This window comes from Burkholderia sp. 4NA327C6 (assembly GCF_005502655.1).
GTDB classification, from domain to species: Bacteria; Pseudomonadota; Gammaproteobacteria; order Burkholderiales; family Burkholderiaceae; genus Burkholderia; species Burkholderia contaminans.
Map to the genome: position 1 here is coordinate 52,115 of NZ_SCNZ01000008.1, position 16,652 is coordinate 68,766.

The 16,652-nt window shown below is 70.1% G+C and carries 15 protein-coding genes and 1 pseudogene; 13 read left to right on the forward strand and 3 right to left on the reverse strand.

Annotation, left to right across the window (positions count from 1 at the left end; all coding sequences use genetic code 11):
• The first annotated feature begins 6 nt into the window (after positions 1–6).
• From FFS49_RS10715 to FFS49_RS10765, 11 genes and pseudogenes are all read left to right on the forward strand, one after another.
• Positions 7–375 (forward strand): chemotaxis protein, encoded by a 369-nt coding sequence (locus tag FFS49_RS10715; protein ID WP_105815670.1) that lies wholly within the window; start codon positions 7–9, stop codon positions 373–375.
• 187 nt (positions 376–562) lie between these two features.
• Positions 563–1,453, forward strand: coding sequence for a BON domain-containing protein (locus tag FFS49_RS10720; RefSeq protein ID WP_105815535.1), 891 nt, complete (start codon positions 563–565; stop codon positions 1,451–1,453).
• Positions 1,454–1,678: 225 nt separating this feature from the next.
• Positions 1,679–1,834: pseudogene (locus tag FFS49_RS42565) on the forward strand (response regulator); the annotation flags it as partial.
• Positions 1,788–2,303, forward strand: coding sequence for a hypothetical protein (locus FFS49_RS10730; RefSeq protein ID WP_105815536.1), 516 nt, complete (start codon positions 1,788–1,790; stop codon positions 2,301–2,303). The pseudogene FFS49_RS42565 and the gene FFS49_RS10730, both read left to right, overlap by 47 nt.
• Positions 2,304–2,458: 155 nt before the next feature.
• Positions 2,459–3,241: an SDR family oxidoreductase gene (locus FFS49_RS10735; protein WP_046196858.1), complete on the forward strand. Its 783-nt coding sequence runs from the start codon at positions 2,459–2,461 to the stop codon at positions 3,239–3,241.
• Positions 3,232–3,843 carry an HAD-IIIA family hydrolase gene (locus tag FFS49_RS10740; RefSeq protein WP_105815537.1) on the forward strand — a complete coding sequence of 204 codons (612 nt, stop codon included), beginning with the start codon at positions 3,232–3,234 and terminating at the stop codon, positions 3,841–3,843. Before FFS49_RS10735 ends, FFS49_RS10740 begins: the two co-directional genes overlap by 10 nt.
• Positions 3,840–5,042 carry a glycosyltransferase family 9 protein gene (locus FFS49_RS10745; protein ID WP_105815538.1) on the forward strand — a complete coding sequence of 401 codons (1,203 nt, stop codon included), beginning with the start codon at positions 3,840–3,842 and terminating at the stop codon, positions 5,040–5,042. Before FFS49_RS10740 ends, FFS49_RS10745 begins: the two co-directional genes overlap by 4 nt.
• A 3-nt stretch (positions 5,043–5,045) precedes the next feature.
• The gene (locus tag FFS49_RS10750; protein ID WP_105815539.1) at positions 5,046–6,791 is read left to right on the forward strand and encodes a carbamoyltransferase C-terminal domain-containing protein; all 1,746 of its coding nucleotides are present in this window, start codon (positions 5,046–5,048) and stop codon (positions 6,789–6,791) included.
• Positions 6,788–7,789 (forward strand): glycosyltransferase family A protein, encoded by a 1,002-nt coding sequence (locus FFS49_RS10755; protein WP_105815540.1) that lies wholly within the window; start codon positions 6,788–6,790, stop codon positions 7,787–7,789. The genes FFS49_RS10750 and FFS49_RS10755 overlap by 4 nt, the downstream gene beginning before the upstream one ends.
• On the forward strand, positions 7,786–8,871 hold the full coding sequence (locus tag FFS49_RS10760) for a glycosyltransferase family 9 protein (protein ID WP_105815541.1): 1,086 nt from the start codon (positions 7,786–7,788) through the stop codon (positions 8,869–8,871). Before FFS49_RS10755 ends, FFS49_RS10760 begins: the two co-directional genes overlap by 4 nt.
• A complete protein-coding gene (locus FFS49_RS10765; RefSeq protein ID WP_105815542.1) occupies positions 8,861–9,811 on the forward strand; it encodes a glycosyltransferase in 951 nt (316 codons plus the stop codon). Before FFS49_RS10760 ends, FFS49_RS10765 begins: the two co-directional genes overlap by 11 nt.
• A 22-nt stretch (positions 9,812–9,833) precedes the next feature.
• On the opposite strand, the gene FFS49_RS10770 is transcribed toward FFS49_RS10765, so the two are convergent.
• Positions 9,834–10,865, reverse strand: a complete 1,032-nt coding sequence (locus FFS49_RS10770; protein ID WP_105815543.1) for a sigma-54 dependent transcriptional regulator — start codon at positions 10,863–10,865, stop codon at positions 9,834–9,836.
• Positions 10,866–11,203: 338 nt separating this feature from the next.
• On the opposite strand from FFS49_RS10770, the gene FFS49_RS10775 reads away from it, so the two are divergent.
• Positions 11,204–12,571, forward strand: coding sequence for a sigma-54 dependent transcriptional regulator (locus tag FFS49_RS10775; RefSeq protein ID WP_105815544.1), 1,368 nt, complete (start codon positions 11,204–11,206; stop codon positions 12,569–12,571).
• A gap of 14 nt (positions 12,572–12,585) precedes the next feature.
• On the opposite strand, the gene FFS49_RS10780 is transcribed toward FFS49_RS10775, so the two are convergent.
• A complete protein-coding gene (locus FFS49_RS10780; protein ID WP_105815545.1) occupies positions 12,586–13,509 on the reverse strand; it encodes a glycosyltransferase in 924 nt (307 codons plus the stop codon).
• Positions 13,488–14,198, reverse strand: a complete 711-nt coding sequence (locus FFS49_RS10785; RefSeq protein WP_105815546.1) for a PIG-L family deacetylase — start codon at positions 14,196–14,198, stop codon at positions 13,488–13,490. The genes FFS49_RS10780 and FFS49_RS10785 overlap by 22 nt, the downstream gene beginning before the upstream one ends.
• 113 nt (positions 14,199–14,311) lie before the next feature.
• Here FFS49_RS10785 and FFS49_RS10790 point away from each other — a divergent pair, with 113 nt between their 5' ends.
• Positions 14,312–16,627, forward strand: coding sequence for a PAS domain-containing protein (locus tag FFS49_RS10790; protein WP_105815547.1), 2,316 nt, complete (start codon positions 14,312–14,314; stop codon positions 16,625–16,627).
• The last annotated feature ends 25 nt before the right edge of the window (positions 16,628–16,652 follow it).

A 16,652-nucleotide genomic window follows, 5' to 3' on the forward strand; every position in this document is an offset into this window, starting at 1 on the left:
AACGACATGAACAGCACGCTGAACCCCGACAACGAACCGTCCGGCCCGGACGGCGACAATGCCAGCCGCGGCCGCGACGGCCGCGCACTGGGGCCGAGCGACTCGTCCGACAGCGGCAGCGACACGGCGGGCGCGCGGCGTCATCCGTTCGACGTCGATTCGCCGCTCGACGATCACGCGCTCGAACGCGGCGATGCATCGCTCGACAGCGATACGGACCGTGCGGGCACTGGCGAGCGCGCGTCGGCGGACGGCGATTCGACGCTCGACGAAGGGATGGACATCAAGCCGGACCGCACCGAGCGGCTGAGCGAGCCCGGTCGCACGACGGAACCGGATGACGGGGACGAAGCGGGCGATGACGGCACGCCGTGACGCCCGGCACGCAAAAACTGCAATCGCATTGCAGATTCGCGCGTCCGGCAGCAGCGCGGCGTCGCGATGCGCGTCCGTCTTCCGTCGGCCACGACATCGGCACGCGACTTGCATTCGACCTGACCGACGTGCGCCGTGACGCGGCATGGGGCCGGGCGCGGCGCAGGCGCGATCAAGGAGGGACACGATGCAACGACGATATCCCGGACGGCACGGCGAACGCGGTGGCCCGCCCGACTGGCAGGAGCGCAACGAACGCGCGTACCGAGGCGCCGGCGAGCGCGGAATCCCGGGCGATCCCGCGCGATGGCCCGAAGCGGGCGACGAGTCGGCGTACGGCCGCTTCGCCAGCGAGGACGTCGGTCCGGAAGACTGGGGCAGCGAATGGACCGAACGCTCGGCGCGGCCGGTCGGCCAGCGGCACGGCGGGGCCGATGCGGGCTGGCAGGGCGACTTCCAGCGCGAGCCGGCGCGCGAGCCCGAACCCGGCTACGGCGAGCGCGACCGTCGCGCGCAGGGCCGCGACTGGCGGGAGAGCCCGTACAGGGAAAGCCAGTACCGCGGCGTTCCGCCGGAATTTCGCGGGCAGCACCGGATGGGCGGGTACGACAGCGAACGCGCCCAGGGTGATCCGCGCGACTATCCGCGCTACGGCGGCGAAGCCCGTGACCGGTCGCGGTTCGGCAGCGAAGCCGAACGCGACGCGCTGCGCAATCGTCGCGGGCCGAAAGGCTATACGCGGTCGGACGAGCGGATCCGCGAAGATGTTTGCGAGCGGCTCGCGCATGCCGTCGACATCGACGTGAGCGACGTCACGGTGCAGGTGCAGGACGGCCGCGTCGAACTGGACGGCACGGTGCCGGCGCGATGGATGAAGCATGGCATCGAGGATCTGGCCGACGGCTGCATGTGCGTGCGCGACGTCGAGAACCGCGTGCGGGTTCGTCGTGAGGGCGAGCACGATTCGGGCATGGTGCTGCATCCCAACCAGCGGACCGTGACGCCGACGCAGCCGGCCGTGCTCGATCCCGAGCCGGGCACCGTCGGCCAAGACCGCGAGCGCAAGCCGCACCACTGAGCGCTCGTGCACGAAACGGTGCGCGCTGAATCGCCTCCCGCGCGCATGACGATGGGGACCGACGAGACGCCGCCCGGGCGGTGCTCGTCATCGTCGTCGGCCAGTGCGGCGGCGGCTTCGTCACGTTCGCTGTCGACGCGGGATGCACGGCCCCGTGTTCACGCGCCGGCGGATGCGCGGCCGGCGGCGCGTGACGACACGGGCGCTACACGGGAGGCCGTGTCGACCGCGCGCGCCGTCGCGGCCGGTTTCCCTGCTGACCTGACCCAGCCCGCCGCAATGGCCGACCTGATCGAGGCGTTGCGCGCACGCGCGCTTTCCTCTGGAGAATCCCATGCCGAACCCGACACCCGAAGCGCTGACCGGTCGCCGCGGCGGTAGCGCGTTTGTGGACCGCGCCGTCGCCGTCGCCGCGGTCGAACTGCTCCTGCCGAGCCTGTCGGCCGCGCTGCAGAGCGACTTCGTCGGCGACAGCGGCTGCCTGCACATCGTGATCATGGATCCCGCGCTCGGGCCTCACGACGTGGCGTTCGACGACGCGATCCTGTACGAGTTCTCGTTGCCCGATCCGAAGGACTGGGACGCCGACTACCGGGCGTATGCGCGCGCGAAGGCGCGGCTGTCGTGGGAAACGGGCCGCGATGGCCACGTCGTGCAGGCGCTGGAGCCGTACCGGCTGCGCGCGGGCGACACGAACCTGTGGGGCGGCGTCGCGCTCGGCGGGATCGTGGTCGGCGTGTCGGGCGCGCAACCATGGTTCGACGAGGCATTCGCGGGCTGCATCGCGCATTGCCTGCGTGCGCTCGCGAAGCGCCGCGCGCAGGCGACGCCGGACGCGCTGGCGATCTGAGCGCGGCCGGCCTGGGCGGTTTTTACAGCAGCTTATAAAAAAGCCGGCGCGCGCGTGCCGGCGCGCGAGGCGGCACGGACACAGGCAAGCCGGCACGGTTCTCGCTGTATCTCCTGCATCGACGCTTGTCGCGACAAGCGTCACAGCCAGTCCGGATGCGTCCGGACGATCGCAAGGAGGTGCAGGTGAACGACGTCAAACACGAATCCGCCGGAGCGCCGCTCGCCGGCCGCGTCGCGCTGGTGACCGGCGGCGGCCGTGGGCTCGGCGAGGCCATTTGCGAAGACCTGGCGCGGCACGGTGCGCACGTGATCGTCGCCGATCTCGACGGCGACCGCGCGGCCGCCGTCGCGCAGCGGCTCGAACGGCACGGCGGGCAGGCGGTCGGCCGGCCGCTCGACGTGCGCGACGAGGCGTCCGTGCTGCAGGTCGTGCACGACGCGCGGGAAGCGCTCGGCGATCTCGACGTGATCGTCAACAACGCGGCGATCGACGTGACCGCGCCGATCGACGACGTGAGCGTCGACGCGTGGCGGCAGGTGCTGATGACGAACCTGCTCGGCCCCTACCTGATGTGCCACGCCGCCGTGCCGATGATGAAGGCGCGCGGCACCGGGCATATCGTCAACATCGCGTCGACCGCGTCGAAGCGCGCATGGCCGAATGCGTCCGCCTATCACGCGACGAAGTGGGGGCTGCTCGGCCTGTCGCATGCGCTGCATGCCGAACTGCGGCCGGCCGGCGTGAGCGTGTCGGCGATCGTCGCGGGCGGGATGCGCACGCCGTTCCTGCTCGACCGCTTCCCGGACATCGACGCGGACACGCTGCAGCCGGCCGAGAACGTCGCGGCCGCCGTGCGCTTCGTGCTGACGCAGCCCCCCGGCACCGTGGTGCCGGAAGTGATGGTGCTGCCGATGAAGGAGACGTCATGGCCGTGAAGCGCGAACGGCGGCTGCCGGGCGCCGTGCTGATCGACAAGGACGGCACGTTGCTCGACGACGTGCCCTACAACGTCGATCCGGCGCGGATGCGGCTTGCGCCGGGCGCGGCGCGCGCACTGCGTACGCTCGGTGCGACCGGCATGCCGATCGTGGTCGTCTCGAACCAGCCGGGCGTCGCGCTCGGCCGCTTTACCGAAAACGAGCTTGGCGCGGTCCGCCGGCGTCTCGCCGAACTGTTCGATGCGAACGGCGCGACGCTGGCGGATTTTTTTTACTGCCCGCATCATCCGCGCGGCAGCGTGCCGGCTTATACGGTCGACTGCGTCTGCCGCAAGCCGCGCCCCGGCATGTTGCATCGTGCGCTGGCCATGCTGGGCGCCGTGCCCGAATGGAGCTGGATGATCGGCGACATCCTCGACGACGTCGCGGCCGGGCGCGCCGCGCATTGCCGCACGATCCTCGTCGACTGCGGGCATGAGACCGAATGGCGCACCGACGCCGCGCGTACGCCGCACCATGTCGTCGATCGCGTCGACCTCGCAGCCGACATCGTCGTGCGCGAAGCCGTGCGGCGGCACGGCACGTGGGTGAGGCGATGAACGCCGCGTGGCGTCGCGCGCGGCGCATCCTCTGCGTGCGGCTCGACAGTGTGGGCGACGTGCTGATGACGACGCCCGCGTTGCGCGCGCTGAACGAAAGCGGCGAGGGTCGCCGGCTCACGCTGCTGACGTCGCGCACGGGCGCCGCGCTGGCGGCGCACCTGCCGATGGTCGACGACGTGTGGACCTACGATGCGCCATGGGTCAAGCACCCCGACGCGCGCGGCGACCCGGTCGCCGATCTCGACATGATCGACCGGCTGCTGGCCGGCCGTTTCGACGCGGCCGTGATCTTCACCGTCTATAGCCAGAACCCGCTGCCCGCCGCCATGATGTGCTGGCTCGCGGGCATTCCTTTGCGGCTCGCGCATTGCCGCGAGAAACCCTATGAACTCCTCACCGACCGCGTGCCGGAAAGCGAACCGGAGTCGCACGTGCGGCACGAGGTGGCGCGCCAGCTTGCGCTCGTGCGCGCGGTCGGCGCCACGACGTCGAACTGGCGGATGGCGTTCGAGCCGGGCGATGCGGCGCGGCATGCGGTCACTGCGCGGTTGGGGGCCACGTTGCAGCGCATCGGCGGCCTGCGCCGGCCGGGCGCGCCATCGGCGCGCTGGCTCGTCGTTCATCCGGGCGCGAGTGCGGCGTCGCGCCGCTGGCCGGCCGAGCGCTTCGGCGAGGTGGCCGCGAGCGTCGCGCCGCTGTTCGACGGCATCGCGGTGACGGGTAGCGACAGCGAGCGCGCGCTGGTCGACGCGGTGTGCGCCCGCGCGGGCCCGCGCGCGGTGCCGTTGGCGGGCGCGCTGTCGCTTGGCGAACTCGGCGCGCTGATCGAGACGGCCGACCTGCTGCTGTCGAACAATTCCGGCCCGGTGCATCTCGCGGCCGCGCTCGGCACGCCGGTGGTCGATCTCTATGCGCTGACCAATCCGCAGCACACGCCCTGGCGGGTGCCGCACCGGGTGCTGAACGTCGACGTGCCATGCCGCAACTGCTATCGCAGCGTGTGCGATCAACCCGGCCATCCGTGCCTGCGCGAGGTGAGCGTCGACGATGCCGTCGCAGCCGTGCACGCGCTGCTGCGCGGCCGCATGCGCCATGCGCGGCGGGCGGCCGTGCGGGCCGCCATGCAGTGCGACGGACCGGTCGAGGCAAGCACCTCGAACGTGATTCCGTTCGCACCCGCCATCACGAGGAGCTGACGCATGACCGAACCGATCCATACGCTCGGCATCAACGCCGCCTTTCACGACAGCGCCGCGTGCCTCGTGCGCGACGGCGTCGTGATCGCGGCCGCCGAGGACGAGCGCTTCACGCACGTGAAGCACGCGAAGCGCCCGGTACCGTTCTCGACCTGGGAGCTGCCCTACCATGCGATCGACTACTGTCTCGCGGAAGCCGGCATCGTGCTCGCGGACGTCGACCACGTCGCGTACTCGTACGATCCGTGGTTCGAGCTCGATCGCGAAGCGGCCGAGCCGTCGCTGACCTTGCCGCTTGCGCCGTCGGCCCACGCGCCGCGCAACGGCGGCGCGTCGCCATGGCATCCGCTGTTCCTGTCGTCGATCGTGAATGCGCCGCGCCAGCTCGCGGGCGGTGCGCCGCACCACCTGCAGCGGCGTTTTCGCGGCGTCACGCACGACGGCCCGTTCCGCTGGCATTTCGTCGAGCACCATCTCGCACACGAGGCGAGCGCATTTCTGGCGGCGCCTTTCGAGCGCTGCGCGGTGATGACGATGGACGGGCGCGGCGAGCGTGCAACGACGAGCTACGGCGCGTTCGACGGCCGGTCGTACCGGCGGCTCGGCCAGGTGAACCTGCCGCATTCGCTCGGGTTGCTGTACGAACGCGTGACGCGCTACCTCGGCTTCCTGCACTCGTCCGACGAATACAAGGTGATGGCGCTCGCGTCCTACGGCAAGCCGGTGTTCGCCGACGCGATGCGCGAGCTGGTGCGCTACGACGGCGACGGGCGCTACGCGATCCTCGACGGCGACCTCGTCGCGCTGTTCGGCCCGCCGCGCGAACGCGGCGGCCCGATCGAGCCGCATCACTGCGATATCGCGCATGCGTTGCAGCTCGTGCTGGAGGAAACGACGTTGCAGGCAGTGGACTGGCTGGCCGCCGCCACCGGCGAGCGGCAGCTCGCGATGGCGGGCGGCGTCGCGCTGAATTGCGTGATGAACGCGAAGATCCGCGATCGCGGCCCGTTCGACGACGTGTGGGTGCAGCCCGCCGCCGGAGACGCCGGCACCGCGCTCGGCGCGGCGCTGTGGACCGACTTCCGGATGCGCGGCGAGCGCGGCGCATGGCGGATGGACCATGCGTATCTCGGGCCGTCCTACGGCGACGACGCGATCGAGGCGTTCCTGAAGGACGCCCAGTTGCCGTACCGGCGGCTGGCCGACGTCGCCGCGCAAACGGCCGCGCTGCTCGCGGCGAACCGCGTGATCGGCTGGTTCCAGGGGCGCATGGAGTTCGGCCCGCGCGCGCTCGGCGCACGCTCGATCCTTGCGTCGCCCACCGACCCGGACATGCAGCACAAGCTCAACAAGATCAAGGATCGGGAAGACTTTCGCCCGGTTGCGCCGGTCGTGCTCGAAAGCAAGGCGCATCACTGGTTCCGCGGCGGACGGCGCACGCCGCTGCGCGCGCCGTTCATGCTGTTCGTGTACGACGTCGCGCCCGGCGCCGAAGCGACGATTCCGGCCGTGCGCCATATCGACGGCACCGCGCGCGTGCAGACCGTCGACGAAGCGCAGCATCCGCTGCTGCACGCGTTGCTGACGGAGTTCGACGCGCTCACCGGCGTACCGGTGCTCGTCAACACGTCGTTCAATACCCGCGGCGAACCGATCGTCTGCACGCCGCGCGACGCGCTCGAATGCTTCTGGACCTCGCCGCTCGACGCGCTCGTGATCGGTTCGTTCCTGCTGGAGAAACCGAGATGAACGCGCGCGACACGCAACGGCCGCCGGTCGTGTCGGTCGTCGTGCCGACCTACCGGCGGCCCGACCTGCTCGAGCGCTGCCTCGACGCGCTGTGCGCGCAGGTGTTCGACCCCACCGCCTACGAGATCGTCGTGGTCGACGACGATTCCGACGGCAGCGCGCGGCCTGTCGTCGAGCGGTGCCGTGCGCGCGTGACCGACGTGCCGGCGATCCGCTACATGACCGCGCCCGCCACGCAGGGGCCGGCCGGTGCGCGCAACGTCGGCTGGCGCAGCGCGTGCGGCGCGTTGATCGCGTTCACCGACGACGACACGATTCCCGATCCGGCGTGGCTGCGCCATGGCACGGCCGCGTTGCTCGCCGAACCGTCCGCGTCCGCCGCAGCGGGCCGCATCGACGTGCCGTTGCGGCCGCTGCCGACCGACTACGAACGCGACGCGGCCGGCCTCGCGTATGCGGAATTCGCGACCGCGAACTGCTTCGTGCGGCGCGCGGCGCTCGAACGTGTCGGCGGCTTCGACGAACGCTTCACGCGCGCATGGCGCGAGGACGCGGACCTGATGTTCGCGTTGCGCGAACACTTCGGGCCGATCGTCGACGCCGACGCGGCGTGCATCGTGCATCCGGTACGCCCCGCGCGGTGGGGCGCGAGCATCGGCCAGCAGTCGAAGGTCTACTTCGACGCGCTGCTGTACAAGAAGCACCGCGCGACCTACCGCCGCCATATCCGGCCGGCGCCGCCGTGGCACTACTACGCGGCGGTGCTCGCCGTGGTCGGCGCGATCGCGTGCTTCGCGGCCGGGTGGCCGGCGCCGGGCGCGGCATGCGTGGCGGTCTGGGGCGTGATTACCGCCGCGTTCTGCGTGAAGCGCTTGCGCGGCACGCAGCTCACGCTGTCGCATGTTGCCGAGATGATCGTCACGTCCATCGCGATTCCGCCCGTGTCGCTGTACTGGCGCATGCGCGGCGCGCTTCATTTCAGGGTCCTGTTCCTATGACGACCGAACCTGCCGATTTCGAGCGCGTACCGCGCCCGGCGCGCATCGCGGTGTTCCGTGCACTGCAGCTCGGCGACATGCTGTGCGCGGTGCCTGCGTTGCGCGCGCTGCGGCGCGGCGAGCCCGACGCGCGGATCACGCTGATCGGGCTGCCGTGGGCGCGTGAGTTTGCTTCGCGCTTCTCCGACTACATCGACGGTTTCATCGCGTTTCCCGGCGCGCCGGGGCTCGGCGAACAACCGGTGCCCGACGCGGCCGCCCGTGAAGCGTTCGTCGCCGAGTGCCGTGCGCGGGATTTCGACCTCGCGATCCAGCTGCACGGCAGCGGCACGTGCACCAACTCGATCGTCGCATCGCTCGGGGCCACGCGCACCGCCGGCTTCATGCCGGCCGACGGCGGCGCGACCCGGCTCGACCATACGCTCGTGTGGCGGGACGACGAGCGGGAAGTCACGCGTTACCTGGCGCTGATGCGCGCGCTCGGCTATGCGGATTGCGGCGACTACCTCGAATTCCCGCTCGGCGGCCTGGATTATGCGCTGTGGCACGTGCTGTGCGACGAGCATGCGCTCGATCCGGAGCGCTACGTGATCGTGCATCCCGGTGCGCGGATGGCGTCGCGGCGCTGGCCGGTCGAGCGCTTTGCGCTCGCCGCCCGGCAGCTCGCCGACGACGGCTGGCAGATCGTGTTGACCGGCACGCGCGCGGAACTGGCGCTGGCCGGTGCGTTTGCCGAGCATCTCGCGCGGCCCTGCGTGAACCTGTGCGGCCGCACGCCGCTCGGCGCGCTTGCCGCGCTGATCGGACGCGCACGGCTGCTGCTGTGCAACGACACGGGCGTATCGCACGTCGCGGCGGCGCTCGGCACGCCGAGCGTGGTCGTCGCGTGCGGCAGCGACACGGCCCGCTGGGCGCCGCTCGACGGCGCGCGCCATCGTGTACTCGCGAACTATCCGGCGTGCCGGCCGTGCATGTTCGACACGTGCCCGTACGGGCACGAATGCGCGATGGCGATCGGCGTCGGCGACGTGACCGAGCGGGCGGGCGAACTGCTTGCGGAGGAGAGGCGTCATGTCACGTAAGCGGCTGCGCGTGCTGACCTGGCACGTGCATGGCAACTACCTGTATTACCTGTCGCAGGCGCCGCACGATTTTTTCATCGTGACGAAGCCGCACGATCCGCCCGGTTATGCGGGCCGCGTCGGGCACCTGCCTTGGGGCGACAACGTGCACGAGGTGCCGGCGGAGTGCGTGCGCGACACCGCATTCGACTGCGTGCTGTACCAGCATCAGCGCCATTACGAGCACGACCGCATGTTCCTGCTGAGCGATGACCAGCGTGCGTTGCCGACCCTGTTCGTCGAGCACGATCCGCCGCGCGGGCATCCGACCGATACGCTGCATCCGGTGCAGGATCCGAACGTCCTGCTGGTGCACGTGACGCCGTTCAATGCGCTGATGTGGGACAACGGCGTGACGCCGACGCGTGTGATCGAGCATGGCGTGCTGATGCCCGACAACGTCGAATATCGCGGGACGTTGCCGAAAGGCGTGACGGTCGTGAACAACCTGGCGCGCCGGGGCCGTCGCCTGGGTGCCGACCTGTTCGAGGCGGTGCGTCACAGCGTGCCGCTCGAACTGGTCGGGATGGGCTCGGCCGAGCTGGGCGGGATCGGCGAGGTGCCGAACCCGGCACTGCCGCACTTCCTGTCGCACTACCGGTTCTTCTTCAATCCGATCCGCTATACGAGCCTCGGGCTCGCGGTGATCGAGGCGATGATGATCGGGATGCCGATCGTCGCGTTCGCGACGACCGAGATGGCGCTGCTCGTCCGGAGTGGGCGCAACGGCATGGCCGATACGCGGCCGGCCGTGCTGGTCGATGCGATGCGCATGCTGATCCGCGATCCCGAGCTCGCACGCGAGTGGGGCGCCGCCGCGCGGCGCGACGCGTACGAGCGCTTCGGCATCGAGCGGTTCGTGCGCGACTGGGACGCCGCGTTGCACGACGTCGCGACGTGAGTCGCACGCGTGGCGCGCGGGCTCAGGGAGCCGGAGCGTCGGGCGGGTTCGGCACGTTCGGCACGTTCGGCACGTTCGACGTGCCGGTTCCGCGAAACGCATCCCGTTCATGCTCGGGCAGCAGCGCGAGCCGGTTGTACAGCGTCTTCAGGCTGATGCCGAGCGCTTTTGCGGTGCGCGGCTTGTCGCCGTTGAAATGCCGCAGCGATGCGACGATGAAGCGCTGCTGCGTGTGCGCGAGCGTCGTGCCGATATGCAGCGTGATCGCGTTGTGACGATATTCGTCGCGCGGTGGCGCACGGCGCGGCAACTGCAGTTCGATCTGCTCGTCGGCGAGGATGAACGCGCGCTCGAGCGTATTGCGCAGCTCACGCACGTTGCCGGGCCACGTATAGGCGCGCAACGCCTTCATCGCCTGCGTGGACAGCCGCTTTCTCGTGCGGTGCCGCGCATTCAGGCGCTCGACGATCTGCAGCGCGATATCGTCGACGTCGTCCTCGCGCTGCCGGAGCGCGGGCACGTGCAGCGCGACCGTCGCGATCCGGTAGAACAGGTCTTCGCGCAGCCTCCCGCTGCGCACGGCCTCGACCGGGTCGTGATGGGTGGCGGCGACGATACGCACGTCGAGCGGGATCGACTCGTGGCCGCCGACCCGCACGATCGTGTTCGATTCGAGCGTGCGCAGCAGCTTGACCTGCAGCTCGGCCGGCATCTCGGCGATCTCGTCGAGAAACAGCGTGCCGCCGCGCGCGGCCTCGAACATGCCGACATGCTGGGCAACGGCACCGGTGAAACTGCCTTTCTCGTGGCCGAACAGATGCGATTCCGCAATGTCGTGAGGAATCGCGCCGCAATTGACGGGAACGAACGGCCCGCGGCGGCGTGGGCTCATGTCGTGCAGGAGCCGCGCGACGATGTCCTTGCCCGCGCCGCTTTCGCCGACGATCAGCACGCCGACGCGCGTCGCGGCCACGCGCGACACCTTCAACAACAAGGTCTGGATCGTACGCGAGCGGCCGAAGAGCCGCGCGCCGTCATCGACGGATTTCGACATGGTGTGTGATCGAACGGGAAGATTGACCGAATGCGTCGAGACCAGGTGAAAAAATGACGTGGCATGCGTCACGTTTTCGGTATCGAGCATACCTTTTATACCGACGGTAAGACATTGAATCTGGCAATGCGGGCCGCGCGGCCGGATAGATTTATTCGATCGACGGAAAATGAGCGACACCCTTCTTCTATACTGCTAAGCGTTGCATCCCGGGCAGGAACGCTTGTCCATCCGATCATGCGCAGCGCGTGCCGCCTCGAAGCAGGCGAATACATTGCACTGCGCGTCCGTCGCGGTTCCGGCCATGCAGGTGTCGGGCCGCTTCACGAGGAGCTTCGATGCCCTATGTCCTGATCGTCGAAGACGATGCCGATACACGCACCATGCTCGCGACGCTCGCACGCACGCAGCAGCTGTCGTGCGATACGGCCGCGACGCTCGAAGAAGCGCGCACGCTCGTCTCGACGCATACCCCCGATCTCGTGCTGTGCGATCTCGTGCTGCCGGACGGCAACGGGATGGATCTCTTCGATGCGTTGCCGAAGCGCGCGCACTGCGAAATGGTGCTGACCACCGGCCACGCGAGCCTCGAAACCGCGATCGACGCACTGCGGCGCGGCGCGACCGACTACCTGGTGAAGCCGCTGAACATGCAGCGGCTGAACAGCATCTTCGCGCGCGTGCCGCGCACCACCGCGCTGCATGAAGAGATCGCCGAACTGCGCTCGGAGCTTCAGCGCCTAGGGCGCTTCGGCCGCATGCTCGGCAGCTCGCCCGCGATGCAGACCGTCTACGACGCGATCGGCCGGGTCGCACGCACAGAGGCGTCGGTATTGCTGACGGGCGAATCGGGCACCGGCAAGGAGCTGGCCGCGCAGACGGTGCACGACCTGAGCCTGCGCCGGCGCGGCCCGTTCCTCGCGGTGAACTGCGGCGCGATCGCCGCGAACCTCGTCGAGAGCGAGATGTTCGGCCACGACCGCGGCAGCTTCACGGGTGCGGAGCGCCAGCACAAGGGCTTCTTCGAACGCGCGGACGGCGGCACGCTGTTTCTCGACGAAATCACCGAGATGCCGCTCGAGTCGCAGGTCAAGCTGCTGCGCGTGCTCGAGACGGGGCGCCTCACGCGGCTCGGCTCGACGCGCGAGATCGACGTCGACGTGCGCATCGTCGCGGCGACCAACCGCGATCCGGAAGCCGCGATGGCCGACGGCAAGCTCCGGCCCGACCTGTTCCACCGGATCAACGTGTTCCCGATCCCGCTGCCGTCGCTGCGCGAGCGCGGCGACGACATCCCGATGCTCGCCGAAGCGTTCCTGCAGCGCTACAACGAGGAAAGCGGCCGCACATTGCGTTTCTCGGCGGCCGCGCGCGACGCGCTGAAGACTTATGCATGGCCCGGCAACGTGCGCGAGCTGCGCAATTTCGTGCAGCGCGCGAGCATCTTCAGCGACGCGGACGTGATCGATACGCTGCCGCCGCCGATCATGGACGAACTGTCGAGCATGGTCGATTCGCATGATGATCGCGTCACGGTGCCGTTCGGCACGCCGCTCGAGGAAGTCGACCGCAAGCTGATCCTCGGCACGATCGCGCAATGCGGCGGCGTGAAGGCGCAGGCGGCCGAGGTGCTCGACGTCAGCCTGAAAACGATCTATAACCGGCTCGCGCAACTGGATGACGATGCGGGAAAACCGGATTCCTGATGATGCCGCCGCGATCATGCTCCGTCGCACGCATCCCGACGCGCATCGCGCTCGAGCTGGCGGCGCATGCGTTCCACGTGCGGCGGGATCGCACGGCGCTCCCGCAGGATCCACGCCAGGCCCGCGAACGTGCGCGCCAGCGTGCGGTCGCGCCACAGGCGCGGCAGCAGCCGCACGGTCTGCCGCAGCGCGGCCGGGGCCGGCCACCTGAGCCAGGCCGTCCATACCGCGTTGCGGGCGGTGACGCGGCCCCGTGTGAGCGAGTCGCGCTGCGTCGACGGGTGATGATGGACCGTCAGGCACGGCGCATAGACGAGCCACTCGCCGGCGCGGTACAGGTCGAGCGCGAGCAGCGCTTCCTCGCCACCGAGAAAGTAGCGCGGATGGTAGCCGCCTGCGTTCACGAACGCATCGCGCCGGAACGCCGTCGCGCCGGCCAGCAAGCCGAGGATCGGGCGGCCGGGCAGCGTGACGGGCGCATCGAGCGGGCTGTCGGCCATCAGGCGGCAGGTCGGGTCTTCGCGCTGGTCGGCGCCGACGAGCACGCGTGCGGTGACGGCCGCGACGTGCGGATACGCGTCGAGCAGGTTCGCAGCTTGCTCGATGGAACCGGGCGCCCACCAGGTGTCGTCGTCGCAGAACGCGACGTGGCGCGTGCGGGCGACGGCGACGCCGAGGTTGCGGCCGGCCGCGCCGAGATTGGCGGGCGCATGCACGAGTGCGACGTGTGGAAAGCGGTGGCGGATCAGGGCGGCGGTGTCGGCTTGCGCCGCATTGTCGACGACGACGATGGCGGGCCGGTCGGGCAGCGACGAGAGCCGCGCGAGCGTGTGCGCGAGACCGGTCGGTCGTCTGTACGTCAGCACGATGGCGGTCACGCGCGGTTCGGCCGGCGGCAGAACGGTGCGCGCGGGTGTTACGCGAACGTAACGTCGCATTCGAGCCGCCAGTATGTTTCGGGTTCACGGAGGTCGGCGCGCATATGAGGCTCGAGCAACGCAACCTGACTCGCGTAGGTGTCCACCGCGGCGGTTTTGGCGGCGATGCCTTGCGCGTGGTCGCGGGCCGGCGCGCCGGCCGGATGGGCGATCCAGCCTTGCTCGCGCCAGCCGATCACTCGAGCGGCCATCAGCCCCGCGATCCGGCGGTACGGGACGTCCTCGTAGAACCGCCACTGGCGCGCCGCGTCGTGCGACGCGCGTGCGCGATCCAGCAGCGACAGCGCGGCTTGCTGCACTTGCAGATGGTCGCGGTGGAACAGGCCCGCCGGCGCGAGGACGCCGAACCCGGCATGGGCGTCGATCTCCGTCGCCACACGCGCGGCAATCGCGGCCGATGCGGCGGGCCTGCCGTATTGATCGTCGAGAAAGTCGAGCCAGACCGGCCGTGCGTCGAGGTGGGCGAGTGCGCGACGGTCCTCGTCGCGGCGCGCGTGCATGGCTTCGTCGGCGCGATCGAAGCCCGCTCGCCGATCCCACGGCGGTGCCGGCGTATCGCGCGGCGGAATGCCGGCGAATACGGTGACGACGATCGAACCGGGTGCTGCCGCGAGCAGGCGCCCGCAACTGAAGACGGCGTCGTCCAGATGCGGCGAGATGACGAGCCAGCGTGTCGGCGCATGCGTCATGAGGTGATCTCCGTGGGTGAGTTGCCAACTGGGCGGCGTCATGTGCCAGCAGGCATCGTGCCCGGCCGGCGTTTGCCGAGCGCATCTTGGCTCTCGACGCAGGAGCGTGCGCGATGATTGAAATGGCCCGACCGCGCGCTGGCAATTACGTCATGGCCACGATGCTGGTCGCGATCGCGACCGTGCTGCAGGCGCTCGCGATCCGTTTCGGCGGCGTGAACCTGCCGTTCGTGCTGTACTACCCGTTGCTCGCGGCCGCGGCCTGGGCGACGTCGTTCCTGTTCGGCATCGTGTCGACCGTGGTCAGCGGCGTCCTCGTGTGGACGTTGTTCCTGTCCGATCCGGCGGCCTATACGGCGCCGCTCTCGGGCCGGCTCGTCCAGCTCGGCACGTTCATGCTGGTCGGCGTGCTCGTCTGCGCGCTCGCGGCGATGCTGCGCAATACGCGGATCACGAACGATCGTGCGCGCCGGCGCGAGGCGGCCGCGCGGCAGCGGCTCGAAGCCGTGTTGCACGCACTGCCGCACGGTGTGATCGCGGCCGACGCGAACGGCCGGCTCACCTACCTCAACGCGGCTGCGGCCGAGCTCGTCGGCTGCCGGCCGGAAGACGCGGCGGGGCGACCCGCGCGCGACGTGCTGCGGATCGTCGACCACGAGGGCCGCCGCGTGCCGACGACCCCGCTCGAACGCGCGCTCGGCGGCGCCCACGCGACGTCCGACCGGCACTGGCTGCAGGCGGTGGAGGGCGGCGATCCGGTACCGGTCGTCGAAGTGGCGTCGCCGCTCGGCGACGTGCACGGCAACATCGACGGCGCGGTGATGATCGTGCGCGACGCCAGCGCGGACCGCGCGCGGGTCGATGCGTCGCGTCTTCAGCAGGCGGTCGTCGACGCATCGCCCGACGCGATCGTCGGCGTCGACGGCGAGGGCCGCATCATCAGCTGGAATCCGGCCGCGCAGCGGATTTTCGGCTACGACGAAGACGACGCACGCGGCCGTTCGCTCGAAACACTGGTCGCGATGCGCTGGCTGCGGCGCAACCCGTTCGCCGAATCGTTCGACAACCTGATCGACGCGGTCGGGCCGTTCGAACTGCTGTGCGTGCGGCGCGACGGCCGGCGGTTTCGCGCGACCGTGTCGGCGCGCCGGTTGCGTGGCGACGTGCGCGCGGCGCTCGCGCTGTCGCTCACGCTGCACGAGACCGGTGCGCAGCGCCGGCATGATCTGCGCGCGAAGCGGTCGCTGCAGGGGGCGTGCGATGCGCGCGACCAGGCCGACACGTCGAACCGGTTGAAGGACGAGTTGCTGGCCACGGTGTCGCACGAACTGCGCACGCCGCTGAACGTGATCTACGGTTGGGTCGAGGTGCTGCGCAATTCGGTCGACCACGCGCTGCAGCGTCAGGCGATCGATGCGATCGACCGCAGCGCGCGCTCGCTCACGCGGATGGTCGGCGACATTCTCGATGCGTCGTCGCTCGCGACCGGCAAGCTGCGGCTCGACGCGGCGCCGGTCGACATCGCGCGACTGTTCTCCGACTCGGTCGGCACGTTCCAGACGGCTGCGTCGTCGGCCGGCGTCATGCTCGAATTCGCTTGCGGGCCCAGCACGTTCGTCGTGTCCGGCGACGCCGAACGGTTGCGGCAGATGCTGTCGAACCTCGTGTCGAACGCGCTCAAGTTCACGCCGGGCGGCGGCAGCGTGCACGTCGGGCTGGCGCGCAACGACACGCACGCGGTGCTGACCGTGGCCGATACGGGGCAGGGGGTCGCGCCCGAGTTCGTGCCGTACGTTTTCGACATGTTCCGTCGCGCGGACGATTCGCCCGCGTCGTCGCAGCGCGGGCTCGGCCTGGGGCTGTCGATCGTGCGGCATATCGCGGAGCTGCACGGCGGCACCGTGACGGCCGAAAGCGCGGGCCGCAATCTCGGCTCGACGTTCACGGTGCGGCTGCCGGCCGACTGGCAGCCGGCCGGTGCGATGGCGTGGGGATTCGCACAGGCGGGCGATCGTCCGGCGTCACTCGGGCTCGCGATGCAGCGGATCCTGATCGTCGACGACGATGCGACGACGCGCGCAAGCTTGACGGCCGCGTTGACGACGTTCGGCGCGGCCGTCACGGTCGCATCGTCGGGCCGCGAAGCGCTCGCGATGGCCGCCGCCCTGCAGCCCACCGTCGTGCTGTCCGATCTCGCGATGCCGGATGGAGACGGCTTCTGGTTGCTCGATGCGCTCCGGCACGGCGCCGGCGACGGCGACGGCCACGGCGACACGCGGAACCTGCGCGTGCTTGCCGTCACCGCGCACGCGGGGCTGGCGGACGAGCGCCGTGCACTCGAGGCCGGCTTCGACGGCTATCTGTGCAAGCCCGTCGACGTGCGCGAACTGGCGCACAAGATCATGCACGTGACGAAGCGCGACGACTGACGGACGTCGCGCGCCGAATGCGCCG